We start from the raw sequence: 20,060 nt of genomic DNA on the forward strand, positions 1-20,060 counted from the left end.
GGTTGGCGTGATAGCATCGCGGCCATGAGAGTTATTTCTACACTAGGCGTCGGATGCGCGCTGTTGTTATTCAGTTCGACGCTGCTCGCCGAAGACGCTCGTCTGGTGGTCAGTGTGCAGCCTGCCAACAATGCCTTGAAGAGCAACGTCGAGGGTTACATCGGCAGCCTCGGTGAGCGTGATGCCGAGGCGCTGCAGCGCTTGCGTCGAGTGGTCGAGGGCCAGGCGGAGAAAGCCGCGCAGGCGCTGGGCTATTACCAGGCGCAGATCACTACCGACGTGGTCGAGCAGACGCCACCGCGCCTGAACGTGCGTATCGTTCCCGGCGAGCCGGTGCGCATCGGCAGCGTAATCGTTCGGGTCGACGGGCCGGCTGCGCAGATGCGCGCCTTTCAGATACCCAAGGATGCGCAGCTTACCCAGGGCGCTCGGCTTAATCACGGCCGTTACGAGGCCGCCAAGCGGCACATTCAGAACCAGGCTTCGCGCTACGGCTTCTTCCGCGGGCGTTTCACCCAGCAGCGCCTGAGCATCGATCCCCAGGCCGGACTGGCCGACATCGAACTGATCTATGACAGTGGCCCGCGTTACATTCTCGGCAGTGTAGCCTTCGAAGGCGACATGCCGTTCGACGATGATCTGCTGCAGCGCATGGTGCCGTTCCCCGCCGACACGCCCTACGACTCCGAGCGCATCGCCGAGCTGTATCAGGCGTTGCGCTCCAGCGGTTATTTCGAATCGGTGCGGGTCGATGCCAGCCCCAACGTGGCCGAACAGCAAGTCATTCCGGTCAAGGTGCACCTGCAGACCCGTCTACCGCGCACCATGGGCCTCGGGCTTGGTTTTTCCACTGACGTCGGCCCCCGTGGCCGTGCCAATTGGGAGCGCCATTGGGCCAATCCGCAAGGGCACAGTTATGGCGCGGAGTTGGAAATTTCGGCGCCGCGGCAGAACGTCGGCCTTTGGTACGACATCCCGGGCGATCCCCCGTTGACCGATAAACTACGAATCGCCGGCGGTTATCAGTACGAAGAGATTGCCAACACCGACAGCCTCAGCCGCTTGCTGACCGTTGGCCCGGAATGGCATAGCAGGCTGGATAGCGGCTGGCAGCGGGTGATTTCCCTGAAGTGGCAGCGTGAGGAATATCGTCTCGGTGATGACTCGGGGCTGAGTACCCTGCTGATGCCCGGTATCAGCTATTCCTACCTGCGTAGCGATAACCGCATCGACCCCAATTATGGCTATCGCCTGCAGTTCGATGCCTCGGTGGCCAAGGAGGGCCTGCTGTCCGACTCCGATGTCATCCACGGCAACGTGCTTGCCAAGGGCCTGACCACGCTGTGGCAGAACCACCGCTTCCTCGGTCGGGCACAGTTTGGTGGTACCGAGTCCAAGGGGTTCAATTCGTCCGTGCCACCCTCGCTGCGCTTCTTTGCCGGTGGTGACCAGAGTGTGCGCGGTTATGACTATCAGAGCCTGTCGCCGGAGAACAATCAGGGCGACAAGATTGGTGCGCGTTACATGTTCGCCGCCAGCGCCGAGTACCAGTACAGCGTGGCCGACAAATGGCGGGTGGCAACTTTCTATGACACCGGTAACGCCTTCAACTCGTTGAGTATGCCGACGCTCAAGAGCGCAGTCGGTATCGGTATGCGCTGGGTGTCGCCGGTAGGGCCGCTGCGCCTCGATCTGGCTCACCCCTTGGACGACGAGGGCGGCGTGCGGCTGCATTTTTCCATGGGGCCTGAACTGTGAGGCGTGCGCTCAAGTATGTCGGGTTGAGCCTGGCGAGCCTGCTGGCGCTGTTGATCGTGCTGCTGGTGTGGATGCTGGCGACCTCTGCCGGTAGCCGATGGACACTGGGCCTGGTGCCCGGGCTGCAGGTGGATGAATTTGAGGGAAGCCTGGGAGGTCACTGGTCGCGGAACAGGTGCTCTGGCGCCAGGGTGAAGATCAGGTACTGGTTCGCCAACCCTTGTTCGACTGGTCGCCAGCCTGCCTGCTGCGCATGACGCTGTGTATCGATACGCTGCGCAGCGAACGTATCGAGCTGAACTTCGCACCCAGCGATGCGCCGCCGAGTGAGGAGCCGTTTAGCCTGCCGCAACTCGATCTGCCGCTGGCCTTTGAGGTCGGCGAGGTATGGATTGGCAGCCTGCAGCTCAACGGTGACGATCAATTGCAGGGCCTGGAGCTTGCCGCCGACTGGGCGAGCGATGGTCTAAACATCAACCGGCTGCACTTGCAGCGCGATGATCTGGTCGTCGATCTTCAGGGGCGACTGCTGCCAAATGGCGAATGGCCGCTGAGCCTGCAGGGCACTGCAGCACTGCCGTCGCCTGATGGCAAAGACTGGGATCTGGCACTGCGTGTCGAAGGCAACCTGCGGCAGAACCTGGCACTGACGGTCGACAGCAGCGGCTACCTGGCCGGGCGCCTTAGCGGTGAAGTGCAGCCGCTGGTCGAGCACATCCCGGCAACCCTGACGTTCACCGCCGACGGCTTCAAGGCCGATGCATCGCTGCCCGATACCCTGCGATTGAACGGCTTGACGTTGCGGGCAGCGGGTAATCTGCGGGACGGTTACGGCATCGATGGCATCGCCACTTTGCCTGCCGAGGATGGCCCTGTCGCTTTGTCGCTGCGCGGCCGCGTCGACGCCAACGGTGCGGATATCGCCACCCTGAGCCTAGCTGCAGCGGAGAACCAGTACCTGGCTATCAACGGGCGCCTGGACTGGCAGCAAGGCTTCAGCGCCGACACCCATGTCGACTGGCAGGATTTTCCCTGGCTGCGTCTGTATCCGTTGGAGGAAGCGCCCCCGGTTACCCTGAAGAAACTCACCGGCGACCTCGCCTACGAGGACGGCAACTACCTCGGCAACCTGTCCGCAGCGCTGGATGGCCCGGCAGGCGCGTTCAGCGTGCAGACGCCGCTCAGCGGTGACCTGCAGCAGGTGCATCTGCCGCAACTGCAGATACGCGCCGGGCAGGGCAAGATCGATGGCCAGGTGACCGTCGGTTTCGCCGATGCGGTGAGCTGGGATGCGCAACTGCAGGTCAGTGATTTCGACCCTGCCTACTGGGTTGCCGAGCTCCCCGGGCGTATCGCTGGGCCGGTGCGCAGTAAGGGCCAGTTGAGCGACGGGCGTCTGGAACTGACGGGCGATCTCGACCTGCAGGGGCGCCTGCGTGGTCAGCCCGCACAGCTTCAGACCCAGCTAGCCGGCGCCGGCGAGCGTTGGCAACTGAGCGCGCTCAGCGCCCGCTTGGGCGACAACCGGATCGAGGGCAGCGGCCAGCTCGATCAGCGTCTGCAAGGTGAGCTGAGTATCGCCCTCAACCGCCTCGGTCAGCTATGGCCGGGTTTGCAGGGGCAGGCTTCCGGGCGCCTCGATCTGGCGGGCAGCCTGCAAGCACCGCAAGGCACGTTCGACCTGAACGGCCAAGGGCTGGGATTCGAAGACACGCGTCTGCGTCAATTGGGGCTGGACGCAACTCTGGATGGCAATGGGCAGGCCAAGGTGCAGTTGCGTGGCCAGGGGATTGCCAGCGGCGATACCCAGTTTGGCAATCTGACGATCAACGGCAGTGGCAATCAACGTCAGCAGCAAATGGATCTGAGCTTGCAGGGGCCCCAGCTGCAGACCAGCCTGGCACTCGACGGTACCCTCGATCAGGGCAACTGGCGCGGCCGCCTCAGTCGTGCCGAGGTGCAGGTCGGTGGGCAGGATTGGCGCCTGCAGCAGCCTGCTTCACTGGTGCGCCTGGCTAACGGTCAGATCGACCTCGGCGCACATTGCCTGCGCTCCGGCGAGGCCAGTCTGTGCGGCGAGAATCAGCGCCTGCAGCCGGAGCCGAGAATTCGCTATCGCCTTGCCGATTTCCCCCTCGACAGCCTGGCTCCCTTCTTTCCGCATGACTTCGCCTGGGAGGGCAAGCTCAATGCCGATGTGCACCTTGATCTACCGGCGGCTGGCCCCAGCGGGCGTGTGGTGGTGGATGCCGGCAGCGGCACCTGGCGTGCACGTGATAACGGGCAATGGGTGGACTTTACCTACGACAGCCTGCGCCTGAGCAGCGAGCTGAAACCTCAGCGCATCGACACCGAACTGAGCCTGCGTGGGCCCAAGATCGGTGAACTGCTGGTGCAGGCGCAGCTCGATCCACGGCCACAGAACAAGCCGCTGTCCGGCCAGTTCCGCCTCAGCGGCCTCGATCTGGCCATCGCCCGGCCGTTCGTACCGATGGTGGAGCGCTTGTCCGGCCGCCTGGATGGCAGCGGCAATCTGTCCGGCGATCTCATTAAGCCGCTGATCAACGGCCAACTGGCGCTCAGCGACGGAGAGATTTCCGGGGGTGAATTGCCAACCAGTTTCGAGGATCTGCAGATCCGTGCGCTGATCGCTGGCGAGAGCCTGCAGCTCAACGGCAACTGGCGCAGTGGCGAGCAGGGGCAGGGCACGCTTGAGGGTGCGCTGGCCTGGGGCGACCAGTTGAGCGGCAACCTGAGCGTGCAGGGTAGCCGCCTGCCGGTGGTCGTCGAACCCTATGCGAATCTGGAAGTGGAGCCGGATATGCAGGTGCGCCTGGCCGATGATCAACTCTCGGTCAGCGGCAAGGTATCCATTCCACGTGGCAAGATCGTGGTGCGCGAGTTGCCGCCGTCGACGGTCAAGGTCTCCGACGACGCGGTCATCGTCGGTGCCGAGGCGCGCGAGCAACAGGCAGTGGCCATCAGCATGGACATCGATGTTGATGTTGGCAGCGACAAGCTGACCTTCAGCGGCTTCGGCCTCAACGCCGAGCTGGTCGGGCGGGTCCGATATCGGTGACGACATGGACACCCGCGGCGAGCTGAACCTCAACAAGGGCAACTTCCGCGGCTACGGTCAGCGCCTGACCATCCGTCGTGCACGCCTGTTGTTCGCCGGGCCAATCGACCAGCCGTTCCTCGATATCGAGGCGATCCGCAAGGTCGATGAGGTGGTCGCTGGCCTGCGCCTGACTGGCAGCGCCGATCAGCCGCGTACCGAGGTGTTTTCCGAACCGGCGATGAGCCAGGAGCAGGCGCTGTCGTACCTGGTGCTGGGGCGTCCGCTATCGACGGGCAATGAAGACAGCAACATGCTGGCCCAGGCGGCTCTAGCGCTTGGTGTGGCAGGCAGCTCCGGGGTGACCGGCTCGGTCGCGCAAAGCCTGGGCATTCAGGACTTCCAGCTGGATACCGCAGGCAGCGGCAACAGCACCAGCGTGGTCGCCAGCGGCAACCTATCGGAGCGGCTGAGCCTGCGTTACGGCGTCGGCGTGTTCGAGCCGGTGAACACCGTGGCACTACGTTACGCGCTCAGCCGACGCCTGTATCTGGAGGCAGCGAGCGGTCTTGCGAGCTCTCTGGACCTGTTCTACAAACGTGACTTCTAGCAAAGGCCTTCCTGACGTAGGATGGCCGCCCATGCGTGTTTTACCCACATAGAAAAGGATCATTTTCATGGCACAAGTAACCCTGCGCGGTAACCCGGTTCAGGTCGACGGCCAGCTGCCGCAAGTCGGTCAGCAGGCACCTGCCTTCAATCTGGTCGGCGCCGGCCTGGCTGATGTCAGCCTGAGCAGCCTGGCGGGCAAGCGCAAAGTGCTGAACATTTTCCCAAGCGTCGACACCCCGACCTGCGCCACTTCGGTACGCAAGTTCAACAGCGAAGCCAGCCAGTTGGCCAACACCGCCGTGCTGTGCGTTTCCGCCGACCTGCCGTTCGCCCAGGCGCGTTTCTGCGGCGCCGAAGGCCTGGAAAACGTGATCAACCTGTCGACCATGCGCGGCGCCGAGTTCCTCAAGGACTACGGTGTGGCCCTGAGCTCTGGCCCGCTGGCCGGTGTGGCTGCCCGCGCCGTGGTGGTGCTGGATGAAAACGACAAGGTGCTGCACAGCGAGCTGGTTGCCGAGATCGGCAGCGAGCCTGACTACGATGCCGCTCTGGCCGTCTTGAAGTAAGTTTCTCGTCACGCGAAAACGGCCTGCTTTGCAGGCCGTTTTCGTTTCAGTGGCTCATTGCTTGTTCAAGCCTGCAGCGACCAGCCTGCGCAGGCGGTTGGCGACCGGCGATAGCTGCCTGCCCTTGACCAGCAGCAGGTAGTACGGCGACATCTCGATGGTCACGTTGAGTGGCAGAACCTTCAGCTTGGCGCCGACCTGATCGCCCAGCAGCAAGTCAGGAACCTCGCTGGCCAGCGGGGCGATGGCCGAGGACGAGACCAGAATGGCAATCATCGCCAGCAATGACGTGGTGTTGGTGATGTTGGTGGGCAGCGGCGCGCCAGCGCTTAGAAAGGCCGTCTCCATCGCTTCACGGATCGGTGCCCGGTGGCTCTGCATCACCCATTCGTAAGGTGACAGGTCGCGCAACGTCACCTGATCGACGTTGGCCAGCGGATGATCCTGGCGAACCATCAGTTTCAGGGTCTCGGTACGCGCCGGGAATATCTCGAAGTCCGCCGGGTTGACGCCGCGCGGCAGGCGGGCGAGCACGAAGTCGTTCTTGCCGGCAGCCAGGTCATGCACCAGAACGTCACTGGCAGCCACGTTGACGTGCACTTCGGCCCGTGGCGAGATCGCCTTGAGCTGGCGAATCGCTGGAATCACGAAACCCACCGCCGCTCCGGTCACCGCGCCCACCGTGGTGATGCCGCCTTCGCCGCGCTTGAGCTCCTCGACGTCCTGCGCCAGGTCTCGCAGCTCTACCAGCATGTTATGCGAGCGTTGCGCCAGCGCTCGGCCGATCAGCGTCGGCAGCATGCCTTTGGCATTGCGCTCGAACAGCCGTGCGCCGAGGGTGTGTTCTATGTCCGCGAGCATGCGCGAGGCGGCCGGCTGGGTAATGGTCAACTCGTCTGCCGCCAGGCCGAGCTGGCCGTGCTCGGCGATCGCGGCGATCAGCCGTAACTGGGGAATCTTCAGGTGTCGGGCGATCCCGATATCCATGGCAGCTCTCACTTTATTGTCGTTATCGGAGGCACTGAACGGATTCTGCGACGGGGTGGGGTGCTTGTCGACTGCTACATACCAGTATTGGTATGGCGTTGAACGGAATATGAATTTGATTGATATGCGGGCTACTTCTATCTTCATGCCTGCTTTGAAAGCTCTTCGCTGACCGAACAACAATAACTGCGATGCCCCGTGTGCTCAGGCCCACAGCAGGCGTCGCCCAGGAGAAGCTGATGAACACTGTCCGTAAACTCGTGGCCGCCGTGGCCATGGGCGCCAGCCTGTTGAGTGCCGCCTCCGCAGGGGCCGCCGAAAAGGGTTACGTGGGTATCGCGATGCCCACCAAGTCGTCCGCCCGCTGGATCGACGATGGCAACAACATGGTCAAACAACTGGAGAAGGCCGGCTACAAGGCCGACCTGCAGTACGCCGAAGACGACATCCCCACCCAGGTCTCACAAATCGAAAACATGATGGTCAAGGGCGTCAATGTCCTGGTCATCGCGGCGATCGATGGCACCACGCTCACCAATACCCTGGAAAATGCCAATGCCGCGGACATCAAGGTCATCGCCTATGACCGCCTGATCCGCGACAGCGAGTACGTGGACTACTACGCCACCTTCGACAACACCAAGGTCGGCGTGCTGCAGGCCGAGTCGCTGGTCAAGGGCATGCAGGCGCGCGGCCCGGGCCCTTACCACGTCGAACTGTTCGGCGGTTCGCCAGACGACAACAACGCCTACTTCTTCTACGACGGCGCCATGTCGGTGCTGCAACCGCTGATCGACAAGGGTGAGATCAAAATCCTCTCCGGGCAGACCGGCATGGGCAAGGTCGGCACCTTGCGCTGGGATGGCGCCACCGCCCAATCACGCATGGACAACCTGCTGTCCGCCAACTACACCAAGGAACACCTCGACGGCGTGCTGTCGCCGTATGACGGCATCTCCATCGGTGTTCTCTCGTCGCTCAAAGGCGTTGGTTATGGCTCGGGCGGCATGCCCATGCCAATCGTTACGGGCCAGGACTCGGAAGTGCCGTCGGTTAAGTCCATCCTCGCCGACGAGCAGTATTCGTCGATCTTCAAGGACACCCGCCAGCTCGCCGAAGTGACCGTGGGCATGGTCAAGGCGCTGCTTGAAGGCGGCGAGCCGCAGATCAACGACACCAAGACCTACAACAACGGCAAGAAAGTCGTGCCGGCCTACCTGCTGCAGCCGGTCACGGTCGACAAGAGCAACTGGGAAAAGGTGTTGATCGACAGCGGTTACTACACCAAGAACCAAGTCCAGTAGCGTGACTCCGCCGGCAGCCAGGCGCTGTCGGCCATTCAATCCTTTCCTGAAGTGAGCATGGCATGCGCTGCGGCTGGCGCGTGCCTTGCGGACGGATAAAGCCATGCAGCAAGACATCATTCTGGAAATGCGCGGCATCACCAAGACGTTCCCGGGCGTGAAAGCCCTGAACGACGTCAATCTCAAGGTGCGCCGCGGCGAGATCCATGCCCTGTGCGGCGAGAACGGCGCCGGCAAATCGACCCTGATGAAGGTGCTCAGTGGCGTCTATCCCCACGGCAGCTACGAGGGCGAGATCGTCTACGAAGGCAAGCCACTGGCGTTTGGCGGTATCCGCGACAGCGAGCGGGAAGGGATCATCATCATTCACCAGGAGCTTGCGCTGGTGCCGCTGCTGTCCATTGCCGAGAACCTGTTTCTCGGTAACGAGATCGCCAGCAACGGCGTGATCGACTGGCCAGAGGTGTACCAGCGCACCGAGGTGCTGCTGAAGAAGGTCGGCCTCGACGAAATCGCCACCACCCCGGTCGAGAAACTCGGTGTCGGCAAGCAGCAACTGGTGGAGATCGCCAAGGCGCTGGCCAAGGACGTCAAACTGCTGATCCTCGATGAGCCCACTGCGGCCCTGCAGGAGAACGACAGCCAGAAGCTGCTCGATCTGTTGCTGGAGTTTCGCGCCCAGGGGATTTCCTCGATTCTGATTTCCCACAAGCTCAACGAAGTCAGCCGTGTCGCCGACAGCATCACGGTGCTGCGCGACGGCGCGTCGGTCAGCAGCATGGATTGCCATACCGAGGCGGTCAGCGAAGAGACCATCATTCGCGGCATGGTTGGCCGCGACATGGAGAACCGCTACCCGGAGCGCATTCCCGAAATCGGCGAAACCCTGCTGGAGATCCGCGACTGGAACGTCTGGCACCCGGAGTCGGCATCCCGGCAGATGATCCGCAACGTCAACCTCAGCGTGGCTGCCGGTGAAGTGGTGGGCATCGCCGGGCTGATGGGGGCAGGGCGCACCGAGCTGGCCATGAGCGTGTTCGGCAGGAGCTACGGGCGCAACATCTCCGGCTCCGTGCACCTGCGCGGCAAGGAGATTGACGTGTCCACGGTGCGCCGCGCCGTGGACAATGGCATCGCCTATGTCACCGAGGACCGCAAGTCCCTGGGGCTGGTGCTCGACGAGAGCATCCTCTGCAACACCACCCTGGCCAATCTGCCGGGCGTATCGAGCCACGGCGTGATCGACGAGCACGAGGAGCGCCGCGTCGCCGAGCAGTACCGCGAGGCGTTGCACATCCGCACGCCCGGGGTGTTCCAGAAGGTGCTCAACCTGTCCGGTGGCAACCAGCAGAAGGTGGTGCTGAGCAAATGGCTGTTCGCCAAACCCGAGGTGCTGATTCTCGATGAGCCGACCCGGGGCATCGACGTCGGCGCCAAGTTCGAGATTTACAGCCTGATCAACCAGCTCGCCGCCGACGGCAAGGGGGTGATCATCATTTCTTCGGAAATGCCCGAGCTGCTGGGCATGTGCGACCGCATCTACGTAATGAACGAAGGCGCCTTCCTGGGCGAACTGGCGCGCGCAGATGCGAGCCAGGAAAAGATCATGTCGATGATCGTCAAGGCGTGAGCGAGGTGAACGCAATGGATACGAAAACCCAACCGGCCCGGCCCACGTTGCTGGCCCACCTGAAGAACCACGTGCGTGACTACGGCATGCTGATGACCCTGGTGGTCATCATGGCACTATTCGAAGTGCTCACCGACGGCACCCTAATGCGCCCGGTGAACCTGACCAACCTGTTCCTGCAGAACAGCTACATCATCATCATGGCTCTGGGCATGCTGCTGGTGATCGTCTCCGGGCACATCGACCTGTCGGTGGGCTCTGTAGTCGGCTTCGTCGGCGCAGCCGCCGCGGTGATGATGGTGCAATGGGGCTGGCCGACCTCTGTGGTGGTGCCGGTGTGCCTGTTGATGGGCTGTCTGATCGGAGCTGCCCAGGGCTACTGGATCGCCTATTGGCAGATTCCTTCGTTCATCGTCACCCTGGCCGGCATGCTGGTGTTCCGTGGCCTGACCCTGGCCGTGCTCGACGGCCAGTCGATCGGCCCGTTCTCGAGCAGCTTCCAGTTGATGAGCAACGGCTTCATCCCGGACATCTTCAGTGATACGCGGCCGAACATCACCGCCATCGTGCTCGGCGCGTTGGCTGCCGTGCTGATCATCTACCTGGCCGTGCGTGCCCGGCGGCGTGCCAAGCGCTATGGCATCGTCGACGAGCCGGCGCTGTTCTTCGTCATCAAGAACGGCTTGATCGCCGGTGCCATCGTCTACATCGCCTACCTGCTGGCCACCTACCGCGGGCTGCCGAACGTACTGATCATCATGGCGATGCTGATCAGTGCCTACACCTTCCTGACCAACCGCACCACCCTGGGCCGCCGCATCTACGCCATCGGCGGCAACGTCAAGGCCGCCAAGCTGTCGGGCATCAACACCGAGCGGCTGACCTTCTTCGCCTTCGTCAATATGGGCATGCTCGCCGCCCTGGCGGGGCTGATCTTCGCGGCGCGGCTGAACACCGCCACGCCCAAGGCCGGGGTTTCCTTCGAGCTCGATGTGATCGCCGCGGTGTTCATCGGCGGCGCTTCGATGTCGGGCGGCGTGGGCAAGATCATCGGTGCGGTGATCGGCGCCCTGATCATGGGGGTGATGAACAACGGCATGTCGATCCTCGGGATCGGCATCGAGTGGCAGCAGGTGATCAAGGGCCTGGTGCTGCTGGCTGCGGTGATCTTCGACGTGGTCAACAAGAACAAATCCCGCTGAAGCGGAGCCATCTGCTCCCGTCGCGCCGGGCAGTGCCTCGGCGAGACGGGACGAACACGAGGTAACAGGCCATGAATAGCCAGAATCTGACCCCAGGCAAGGCGGTGTACGCCGACCTGGCAGAGCGCACCGTGCTGATTTCCGGTGGCGCCACCGGTATTGGCCGGGCATTGGTGGAAGCCTTCGCCCGTCAGGGCGCGCGCACCGCGTTCGTCGATATCGACGACAAACACGGCCAGGCCCTGGCCAGCCAGTTGAGCGAGGCGGGGCATCAGGTGCGCTTCCTACGTTGCGACATCACCGACATCAAGGCCTACCAGGCGGCCATCCACAAGATGGCCGAACAGTTCGGGCCGATCACCGCCTTGCTCAACAACGCCGCCAACGACGTTCGCCACGCGCTGGATTCGATCAGTGTTGAGCGCTTCGACGATCTGATCGCGGTCAACCTGCGCCACGCCACCTTCGCCACCCAGGCGGTGGTGCCGATGATGCGCCAGGCCGGCGGCGGCTCGATCATCAACTTCGGCTCGGTGGGCTGGATGATGGCGTCGGCCGGCTACCCGGTGTACGCAGCGAGCAAGGCCGCCACCCACGGCCTGACACGGGGCCTGGCGCGGGATCTGGGCAAGGATCGTATCCGCGTCAACACCCTGGTGCCCGGCTGGGTGATGACCGAGAAGCAACTGGCCATGTGGGTCGACGAATCGGCCAAGGAGCAGATTCGCCAGAACCAGTGCATGCCCGGCCAACTGCTGCCCGAACATATCGCCGACATGGCGTTGTTCCTGGCTTCGGACGCCGCGGCAATGTGCACGGCGCAGAATTTCATTGTCGACGGAGGCTGGGTATGAGCACCTTCAAACCGGCGGTATGGCCACGCAAGCTGCGTTCCACCGAATGGTTCGGCGGCAACTCGCGGGATCACATCTACCACCGTAGCTGGATGAAGAATCAGGGGCTGCCGGCGGATCTGTTCGATGGTCGACCGGTGATCGGCATCTGCAACACCTGGTCGCAACTGACACCCTGCAACGCGCACCTGCGCGATCTTGCCGAACGGGTCAAGCACGGCATCTACGAGGCTGGTGGTCTGCCGCTGGAGTTCCCGGTGTTCTCCGCCGGAGAAAGCTCGCTGCGTCCGACCGCGATGATGTACCGCAACATGGCGGCGATGGACGTGGAAGAAGCGCTGCGCGCCAATCCGCTGGATGGCGTGGTGCTGCTGGCCGGCTGCGATAAAACCACCCCAGCGCTGCTGATGGGCGCGGCGAGCGTCGACATTCCGGCCATCGTGGTGTCCGGCGGGCCGATGCTCAACGGCTGGTTCCGTGGCGAGCGAGTCGGCTCGGGCACCGCGCTGTGGCAGATGTCGGAAGACATCAAGGCCGGCAAGATGAGCCGCGAGGATTTTCTCGAAGCCGAGCAGTCGATGTCCCGTTCACCGGGTTCCTGCAACACCATGGGCACCGCCAGCACCATGGCCAGCATGGCCGAAGCGCTGGGCATGGCGCTGTCCGGCAACGCGGCGATTCCGGCTGTGGACAGCCGTCGCCGGGTGGTCGCGCACCTGACCGGGCGGCGCATCGTGCAGATGGTCAAGGACGACCTGAAACCGTCCGACATCATGACCCGGCACGCCTTCGAGAACGCTATTCGGGTCAACGGCAGCATCGGCGGTTCGACCAATGCGGTGATCCACCTGCTGGCCATCGCCGGTCGCGTCGGCGTCGACCTGACGCTGGATGACTGGGATCGTCTCGGTCAGGATATTCCCACCATCGTCAACCTGATGCCCTCGGGCAAATACCTGATGGAAGAGTTCTTCTACGCCGGCGGCCTGCCGGTGGTGATTCGCATGCTCGGCGAGGGCGGCAAGCTGCACAAGAGTGCACTGACCGTATCCGGCGAAACCATCTGGGAAGAGGTCAAGGGCGTTCGCAACTGGAACGAGGATGTCATCCGCCCGGTGGACAAGGCACTCACCGCCAAGGGCGGGATCGCCGTGCTGCGGGGCAACCTGGCACCTCGTGGCGCAGTGCTCAAACCCTCGGCCGCGTCGCCGCACTTGATGCAGCATCGTGGCCGCGCCGTGGTGTTCGAGGACATCGACGACTACAAGGCGAAGATCAACGACGAGAGCCTGGATATCGACGAACACTGCGTGATGGTGCTGAAGAACTGTGGCCCGCGCGGTTATCCGGGCATGGCCGAGGTGGGCAACATGGGCCTGCCGCCGAAGGTGCTGCGCAAGGGCATCACCGACATGGTGCGTATCTCCGACGCGCGGATGTCCGGCACCGCCTACGGCACCGTGGTTCTGCACACCACACCGGAAGCCGCGGCCGGTGGGCCTTTGGCGGTGGTGCGCGATGGCGACATGATCGAGCTCGATGTGGAAGCCAGGCGCATTCACCTGGACATTCCCGAGGCCGAGTTGCGCCAGCGCCTGGCCGAGTGGCAGCCGACCGTCGAGCCGCCTACCAGCGGCTACATCAAGCTGTTCCACGACCACGTCGAGGGCGCCGATAGCGGAGCGGACTTCGATTTCCTCAAGGGCTGCCGCGGTGCCGGCATTCCCAAGGACAGCCACTGAGACCTGCGAGGAAATCAGCGATGACAGACAACAGCCGAGCTGCGGTGGGCTGGATAGCCGTCGACTGGGGCACGACCCAGGTGCGCGCATGGGCGCTGTCGGACAGCGGGGAAATTCTCCAGCGCGCGTCTTCTGCGCGCGGCATGAGCACGCTGACGCCCGATCAGTTCGAAGGCGCGCTGCTGGAGCTGATCGAGCCCTGGCTGGATCACGGGCGGATCATCGACGTGGTCGCATGCGGCATGGTCGGTGCCCGCCAGGGCTGGCGCGAAGCGCCATATACCGAAGTGCCCTGTGCACCCCAGGCGGTGGAGCGGATGATCAGGCCCGAGGTGAAGGATGAGCGTTTGCGCGTCTCGATCATCCCGGGGCTTTGCCAGCGTGCGCCTGCCGATGTACTGCGTGGCGAAGAAACCCAGGTCGCCGGCCTGCTCGCCGAGCATGCCGATTACAGCGGCGTGGTCTGTCTGCCAGGCACCCACAGCAAGTGGGTCGAGGTGCGCGACGGCCAGGTAACCGCCTTCCAGACGTTCATGACCGGCGAGTTGTTCGCCATGCTGAGTCAGCAATCGGTGCTGCGCCATGGCATGCAGGGCGATGCGGGTCAACTGGATCAACAGGCGTTCGAGGCCGGCTTGCGGGCAGGGGCAGGGCAGGCGCAGCGTCTGGTCGGCGCTTTGTTCGGCCTGCGTGCCGAGGGGTTGCTGGAAGGGCTGGGGGCGGTTGCCGCACGTTCGCGGCTGTCCGGGCTGCTGATCGGCCAGGAGCTGGCTGCGCTGGATGAACGCTGGCGAGGCCAGCCGGTCTGTGTAATCGGTGACGGCGAATCGGCCGAGCGTTACCGCCATGCGCTCGACACACTGGGGGTAACGGCTTTGACCGTGAGCGCCGAGCGAGTCACCCTGGCTGGCCTGACCGCCGCCCATGAGCACATTCAACGAGGAGCCTAGGCATGGCCGCAACCCCGAATGGCAGCACCGACGCACGTATCGCCGACGCACGCCGCTGCACGCTGGGGGAGGGGTTACTGTGGCACCCGCAGCGCGAGCAATTGTTCTGGTTCGACATTCTTGGTCGGCGCCTGCTCAGCCAGCGGGATGATCAAGCGCTGGAGTGGGCGTTCGATGAGCGGATATCGGCTGCAGGCTGGGTCGATGACCATGTTCTGCTGGTCGCCAGCGAGACGGCGCTGCTGACCTTCGATCTGCTTAGCGGCGCGCGGCAGACGGTCTGCGCCCTTGAGGCGGACAATCCGCTGACTCGTTCCAACGATGGCCGCGCCGATCCCTGGGGCGGCTTCTGGATCGGCACCATGGGCCTCAATGGCGAAAAGCACGCCGGTGCGATCTACCGTTACTACCGTGGCGAGCTGCGCCGCCTGTTCGCGGACATCAGCATCAGCAATGCCATCTGCTTTTCCCCGGATCGGCGCCATGCCTATTTCGCCGATACCGCTCGCCAGCAGATCTGGCGCCAGCCGCTAGACGAACAGCACGGCTGGCCACAGGGCGATGCGCAGTCGTTTATCGATGGTCGGGTGGCGGGCGTCAACCCGGATGGCGCGGTAATCGACAGCCAGGGGCGCTTGTGGAACGCGCAATGGGGCGCTTCACGCGTTGCCTGCTATGACGCTGATGGACGTTTTCTGCAGGCGGTCGCCTTTCCTGCTTCGCAGATATCCTGTCCGGCGTTTGGCGGGCCAGACTTGTCGACGCTGTTCGCGACCTCCGCACGCGATGGCCTCGACGACGAGGCGCTGGCTGCCGAGCCTCAAGCGGGCAAATTATTTGCCGTCGAGGTGGCGGCCCAGGGACAGGCCGAGCACCGGGTCATCTTGTAGCGCCGGCAAATGTGCTGAGCAATACCAGGCAATACATCGAAAACAACACCCATGGCGCTCGTCCAGCTACCGGCCAGGGCGGTTTTCTGTGCATTTCTTCCTCCCAAGCCACCTCTGGAGGTAAATAGCCCGTAAAGAGGCTTTGCTTCGGGCCTTACAGTGCTTATCGTTCACGCTCCCCAAGGAAGCGATTGGCCCATGTCCGAAGTAAATACACCGCGCAGTACTCCATCCTCGTCACGTCAGTGGTTCATCGGTTTGCTCCTGCTGGCGGCTGTCATCGTTCTGATCTGGTGGTTCTGGCCGGCCAAGCCAGCACCTGAAGGCGACATGGGCTGGGGTTTCAATAACGTGCCGGTGCGTATCGCCCACGTCGAATCGCGGGACTTTCCCATCGTTCTCAAAGCACTGGGCACGGTCACTGCCTACAACACCGCCAATGTGCGCAGCCGAGTGGATGGCCAGTTGGTGAAGGTGCTGTTCAAGGACGGGCAGCCGGTCAAGGCCGGCGACGTGCTGGCGCAAATCGACCCACGACCGTTCGAGATCGCCCTGCAGCAAGCCCAGGGCACGCTGGCGGAAAACCAGGCACAACTGCGCAACGCCGAGAAGGATCTGGCGCTGTATCGCGGCTTGTTCGCCGAAGATTCCATCGCCCGGCAAACCCTGGACACCCAGGAAGCGCTGGTCAACCAATACCGTGGCACGCTGCAGAACAACCAGGGTTCGGTGGCCGAAGCCAAACTCAATCTGGACTTCACCAAAGTGCGCGCGCCCATTGATGGCCGCCTGGGTATCCGTCAGGTCGATCAGGGCAACCTGGTGAATTCCGGCGACACCGATCCCATCGTGGTCATCACCCAGACGCTGCCGATTTCCGTCACCTTCACGCTGCCCGAGGCCGAACTGCCGGCCGTACTGGCCCAGGTGCGCAATGACCGCGAGCTGGTGGTACAAGCCTGGGATCGCGGTGACAACAACAAGCTGGCCGACGGTGTGCTGGAGAGCCTGGACAACCAGATCGACACCACCACCGGTACGGTCAAGCTCAAGGCGCGTTTCGAGAACGCCGAGGAAATGCTGTTCCCCAACCAGTTCGTGAACACCCGGCTGCAGGTTTCGGTGCGCCAGAACGCGCTGTTGGTGCCAGTCGCAGCGCTGCAGTTCGGCGCCAACGGCACTTTCGTCTACGCCATCGACGCGGAAGACAAAGTGCAGGTTCGCCAGGTCAAGGTCGGCCCCAGCGACGGCGAGTTCTCGGTGATCGAAGAAGGCGTGGCCGCGGATGAACGTGTGGTGGTCGAAGGTACCGATCGCCTGCGTGACGGCAACAAGGTCGAAGTGATCGGCGAGGGCACTCGCGAGCCGTCTGCCACCGAGGAAAATGCACCGCGGGTGCGTAGCGCTTCATGAACGTCTCCCGCCTGTTCATCCTGCGTCCGGTCGCCACTACCCTGATCATGCTGGCGATCTTCCTCAGTGGGGTGATCGCCTATCGGCTGCTGCCGGTTTCCGCGCTGCCCGAGGTCGATTACCCGACTATCCGGGTGATGACCCTTTACCCCGGTGCCAGCCCGGATGTGATGACCAGCGCAGTGACGGCGCCACTGGAGCGCCAGTTCGGCCAGATGGCTGGGCTGCAGCAGATGTCGTCGACCAGTTCCGGTGGCGCTTCGGTCATCACCCTGCGCTTCAATTTGGAAGTGCAGCTGGATGTGGCCGAGCAGGAAGTGCAAGCGGCGATCAACGGCGCCACCAACCTGCTGCCCAACGATTTGCCGGCGCCGCCGGTGTACAACAAGGTCAACCCGGCCGACACCCCGGTACTGACCCTGGCGGTGACCTCCAAAGAGCTGCCGCTGCCCCAGGTCAACGATCTGGTCGACACCCGGCTGGCGCAGAAACTGGCGCAGACCACCGGCGTCGGCCTGGTCTCTCTGGCCGGTGGCCAGCGCCCGGCGGTGCGCATTCGCGTCAATCCCGAGGCCCTGGCCGCCTATGGCCTCAATCTGTCCGACGTGCGCACGTTGATCAACGCCAGCAACGTCAATCAGCCCAAGGGCAACTTCGACGGCCCGACCCGGGTTACCCAGCTCGATGCCAACGACCAGCTTCAATCGGCCGATGAATACCGCGACCTGATCCTCACCTACGCCAATGGCGGCGCGCTGCGCCTGCGTGATGTCGCGTCGATCGTCGATGGCGCGGAAAACCAGCGCCTTGCCGCCTGGGCCAATCGCAATGCGGCGGTGCTGGTCAACGTGCAACGCCAGCCCGGTGCCAATGTTATCGACGTGGTGGATCGCATCCAGACCCTGCTACCCAACCTGACCCAGGGCCTGCCGGCGAGTGTCGAGGTGACGGTGCTCACCGACCGTACCCAGACCATCCGTGCTGCGGTGCGCGATGTACAGCACGAGCTGATGCTGGCCATCGCCCTGGTGGTGATGGTCACCTTCCTGTTCCTGCGCAAGGTCTCGGCGACGCTGATTCCCTCGGTGGTGGTGCCACTGTCGCTGATCGGTACCTTCGGCGTGATGTACCTGGCCGGCTTCACGATCAACAACCTGACGCTGATGGCGCTGACCATCGCCACCGGTTTCGTGGTGGACGATGCCATCGTCATGCTGGAGAACATCGCCCGTCATCTCGAGGAAGGTGAAACACCGTTCAACGCCGCCCTCAAGGGCGCGAGGCAGATCGGTTTCACCCTGGTGTCGCTGACCCTGTCGCTGATCGCCGTGCTGATCCCGCTGTTATTCATGGCCGATGTAGTGGGGCGGCTGTTCCGCGAATTCGCCATCACCCTGGCGGTGGCCATCCTCATCTCTCTGGTGATTTCCCTGACCCTGACGCCGATGATGTGCGCGCGTCTGCTCAGGCACGAGCCAGAAGCGGAGCAGGGACGTTTCTACAAGGCCAGCGGCGCGGTCATCGATCGCATGATCGACCGCTATTCGGTTGGCCTGCGCTGGGTGCTGCGCCACCAGCCGCTGACCCTGCTGGTGGCCATCGGTACCATGGCGCTGACGGTTGTTCTTTACCTTGCGGTGCCCAAGGGCTTTTTCCCGGTGCAGGATACTGGGGTGATCCAGGGCATTTCCGAGGCGCCGCAGTCGATTTCCTTCTCGGCCATGAGCGAACGCCAGCAACGTCTGGCTGACGTGATCCTCAAGGATCCGGCAGTTACCAGTCTGTCGTCCTATATCGGTGTGGACGGTGACAATCCGACGCTGAACAGCGGGCGCATGCTGATCAACCTCAAACCCCATGCCGAGCGTGACCTCAGCGCCGCCCAGGTGATCGAGCGGCTGCGCCCGGAACTGGCCAAATTGAGTGGCATCGAGCTGTTCATGCAGCCGGTTCAGGATCTCTCCATCGAGGATCGGGTCAGCCGTACCCAGTTCCAGTTTAGCGTCGAGTCGCCCGACCCCGAGATGCTGGAAACCTGGTCGAACAAGCTGGTCGAGGCGCTGCGTCAGCAACCCGAGCTCAGTGACGTCAACAGCGATCTGCAGAGCCGTGGCCTGCAGGCGTATCTGAAGATCGATCGCGACCTGGCCGGGCGTCTCGGCGTCAGTGTTGCGGCGATCGACGATGCCCTCTACGACGCCTTTGGTCAGCGGCAGATCTCCACCATCTACACCCAGGCCAGCCAGTATCGCGTGGTGCTGGAAAGCGCCGATGGCGGCAGCATCGGCCCGGCCGCCCTGCGCCAGATTCACGTTGCTACCGCCGAAGGCGGTCAGGTGCCGCTGTCGTCCCTGGCTCAGGTCGAGGAGCGTGCCGCGAGCCTGCTGATCAACCATATCGGCCAGTTCCCGGCGGCCACGCTGTCGTTCAACCTCAGCTCTGGTGTCGCTTTGGGCGATGCGGTGGCGGTGATCGAGCGGGTGCAGCAGGACATCCAGATGCCGGTCAGCGTACAGGTGAACTTCCAAGGCGCCGCCGAGGCCTTCCGCGCCTCGCTGTCGTCCACGTTGCTGCTGATCCTGGCGGCCATCGTCACCATGTACATCGTGCTCGGCGTGCTCTACGAGAGCTACATCCACCCGATCACCATTCTCTCCACGCTGCCGTCGGCCGGGGTCGGCGCCTTGCTGGCGTTGCTGTTGACCGGTAACGATCTGGGGCTGATCGCGATCATCGGCATCATCCTGCTGATCGGTATCGTCAAGAAGAACGCCATCATGATGATCGACTTCGCCCTTGAGGCGGAGCGGCATCAGGGCATGACCCCTCACGATGCGATCTACCAGGCGGCGCTGCTGCGTTTCCGGCCGATTCTGATGACCACCCTGGCGGCGCTGTTCGGCGCCATTCCGTTGATGCTGGCTTCGGGCTCGGGCGCCGAGCTGCGTCAGCCGCTGGGCCTGGTGATGGTCGGCGGCCTGCTGCTCAGTCAGGTGCTCACCCTGTTCACCACGCCGGTGATCTACCTGTATTTCGACCGCCTGGCGCGGCGTGTCAGTGGCCGCAGCGCCGCGGGCGTGCCGACATGATGGCT

12 protein-coding genes and 1 pseudogene are annotated in these 20,060 nt (G+C 63.4%); 12 read left to right on the forward strand and 1 reads right to left on the reverse strand.

Annotation, left to right across the window (positions count from 1 at the left end; translation table 11 throughout):
- Positions 1 to 24: 24 nt before the first annotated feature.
- The 3 genes and pseudogenes from ACZ0AI_RS04520 to tpx all read left to right on the forward strand — a co-directional run bounded on the left by ACZ0AI_RS04520 (position 25) and on the right by tpx (position 5,994).
- Positions 25 to 1,758 (forward strand): autotransporter assembly complex protein TamA, encoded by a 1,734-nt coding sequence (locus ACZ0AI_RS04520; protein WP_463564752.1) that lies wholly within the window; start codon positions 25 to 27, stop codon positions 1,756 to 1,758.
- A pseudogene (locus ACZ0AI_RS04525) lies at positions 1,755 to 5,426 on the forward strand (translocation/assembly module TamB domain-containing protein). Before ACZ0AI_RS04520 ends, ACZ0AI_RS04525 begins: the two are co-directional and overlap by 4 nt.
- A gap of 67 nt (positions 5,427 to 5,493) precedes the next feature.
- Entirely contained in the window at positions 5,494 to 5,994 is a 501-nt protein-coding gene (gene tpx / locus ACZ0AI_RS04530) for a thiol peroxidase (RefSeq protein WP_463564753.1), read from the forward strand.
- A gap of 54 nt (positions 5,995 to 6,048) precedes the next feature.
- Here the strand turns inward: tpx and ACZ0AI_RS04535 are convergent, their stop codons facing one another.
- A complete protein-coding gene (locus ACZ0AI_RS04535) occupies positions 6,049 to 6,981 on the reverse strand; it encodes a LysR family transcriptional regulator (protein WP_463564754.1) in 933 nt (310 codons plus the stop codon).
- Positions 6,982 to 7,220: 239 nt separating this feature from the next.
- Between ACZ0AI_RS04535 and chvE the strand changes: the two genes are divergently transcribed.
- From chvE to ACZ0AI_RS04580, 9 genes are all read left to right on the forward strand, one after another.
- Positions 7,221 to 8,285, forward strand: coding sequence for a multiple monosaccharide ABC transporter substrate-binding protein (chvE, locus tag ACZ0AI_RS04540; RefSeq protein WP_463564755.1), 1,065 nt, complete (start codon positions 7,221 to 7,223; stop codon positions 8,283 to 8,285).
- A 103-nt stretch (positions 8,286 to 8,388) separates the two neighbouring features.
- The gene (gene mmsA / locus ACZ0AI_RS04545) at positions 8,389 to 9,915 is read left to right on the forward strand and encodes a multiple monosaccharide ABC transporter ATP-binding protein (RefSeq protein WP_225832649.1); all 1,527 of its coding nucleotides are present in this window, start codon (positions 8,389 to 8,391) and stop codon (positions 9,913 to 9,915) included.
- 14 nt (positions 9,916 to 9,929) lie between these two features.
- Positions 9,930 to 11,117: a multiple monosaccharide ABC transporter permease gene (gene mmsB, locus ACZ0AI_RS04550; RefSeq protein ID WP_463564756.1), complete on the forward strand. Its 1,188-nt coding sequence runs from the start codon at positions 9,930 to 9,932 to the stop codon at positions 11,115 to 11,117.
- Positions 11,118 to 11,188: 71 nt separating this feature from the next.
- Complete coding sequence (locus ACZ0AI_RS04555; protein WP_463564757.1) at positions 11,189 to 11,971, forward strand: SDR family NAD(P)-dependent oxidoreductase; 783 nt, start codon at positions 11,189 to 11,191, stop codon at positions 11,969 to 11,971.
- Positions 11,968 to 13,713, forward strand: a complete 1,746-nt coding sequence (gene araD / locus ACZ0AI_RS04560; RefSeq protein WP_042553734.1) for an L-arabinonate dehydratase — start codon at positions 11,968 to 11,970, stop codon at positions 13,711 to 13,713. The genes ACZ0AI_RS04555 and araD overlap by 4 nt, the downstream gene beginning before the upstream one ends.
- A gap of 20 nt (positions 13,714 to 13,733) precedes the next feature.
- Positions 13,734 to 14,663 (forward strand): 2-dehydro-3-deoxygalactonokinase, encoded by a 930-nt coding sequence (locus tag ACZ0AI_RS04565; protein ID WP_463564758.1) that lies wholly within the window; start codon positions 13,734 to 13,736, stop codon positions 14,661 to 14,663.
- A 2-nt stretch (positions 14,664 to 14,665) separates the two neighbouring features.
- Positions 14,666 to 15,553 (forward strand): SMP-30/gluconolactonase/LRE family protein, encoded by an 888-nt coding sequence (locus tag ACZ0AI_RS04570; protein ID WP_463564759.1) that lies wholly within the window; start codon positions 14,666 to 14,668, stop codon positions 15,551 to 15,553.
- A gap of 198 nt (positions 15,554 to 15,751) precedes the next feature.
- Positions 15,752 to 16,966, forward strand: coding sequence for an MdtA/MuxA family multidrug efflux RND transporter periplasmic adaptor subunit (locus tag ACZ0AI_RS04575; RefSeq protein WP_463564760.1), 1,215 nt, complete (start codon positions 15,752 to 15,754; stop codon positions 16,964 to 16,966).
- On the forward strand, positions 16,963 to 20,055 hold the full coding sequence (locus ACZ0AI_RS04580; RefSeq protein ID WP_463564761.1) for an MdtB/MuxB family multidrug efflux RND transporter permease subunit: 3,093 nt from the start codon (positions 16,963 to 16,965) through the stop codon (positions 20,053 to 20,055). Before ACZ0AI_RS04575 ends, ACZ0AI_RS04580 begins: the two co-directional genes overlap by 4 nt.
- The last annotated feature ends 5 nt before the right edge of the window (positions 20,056 to 20,060 follow it).

Source organism: Pseudomonas sp. AC355, from assembly GCF_979258205.1.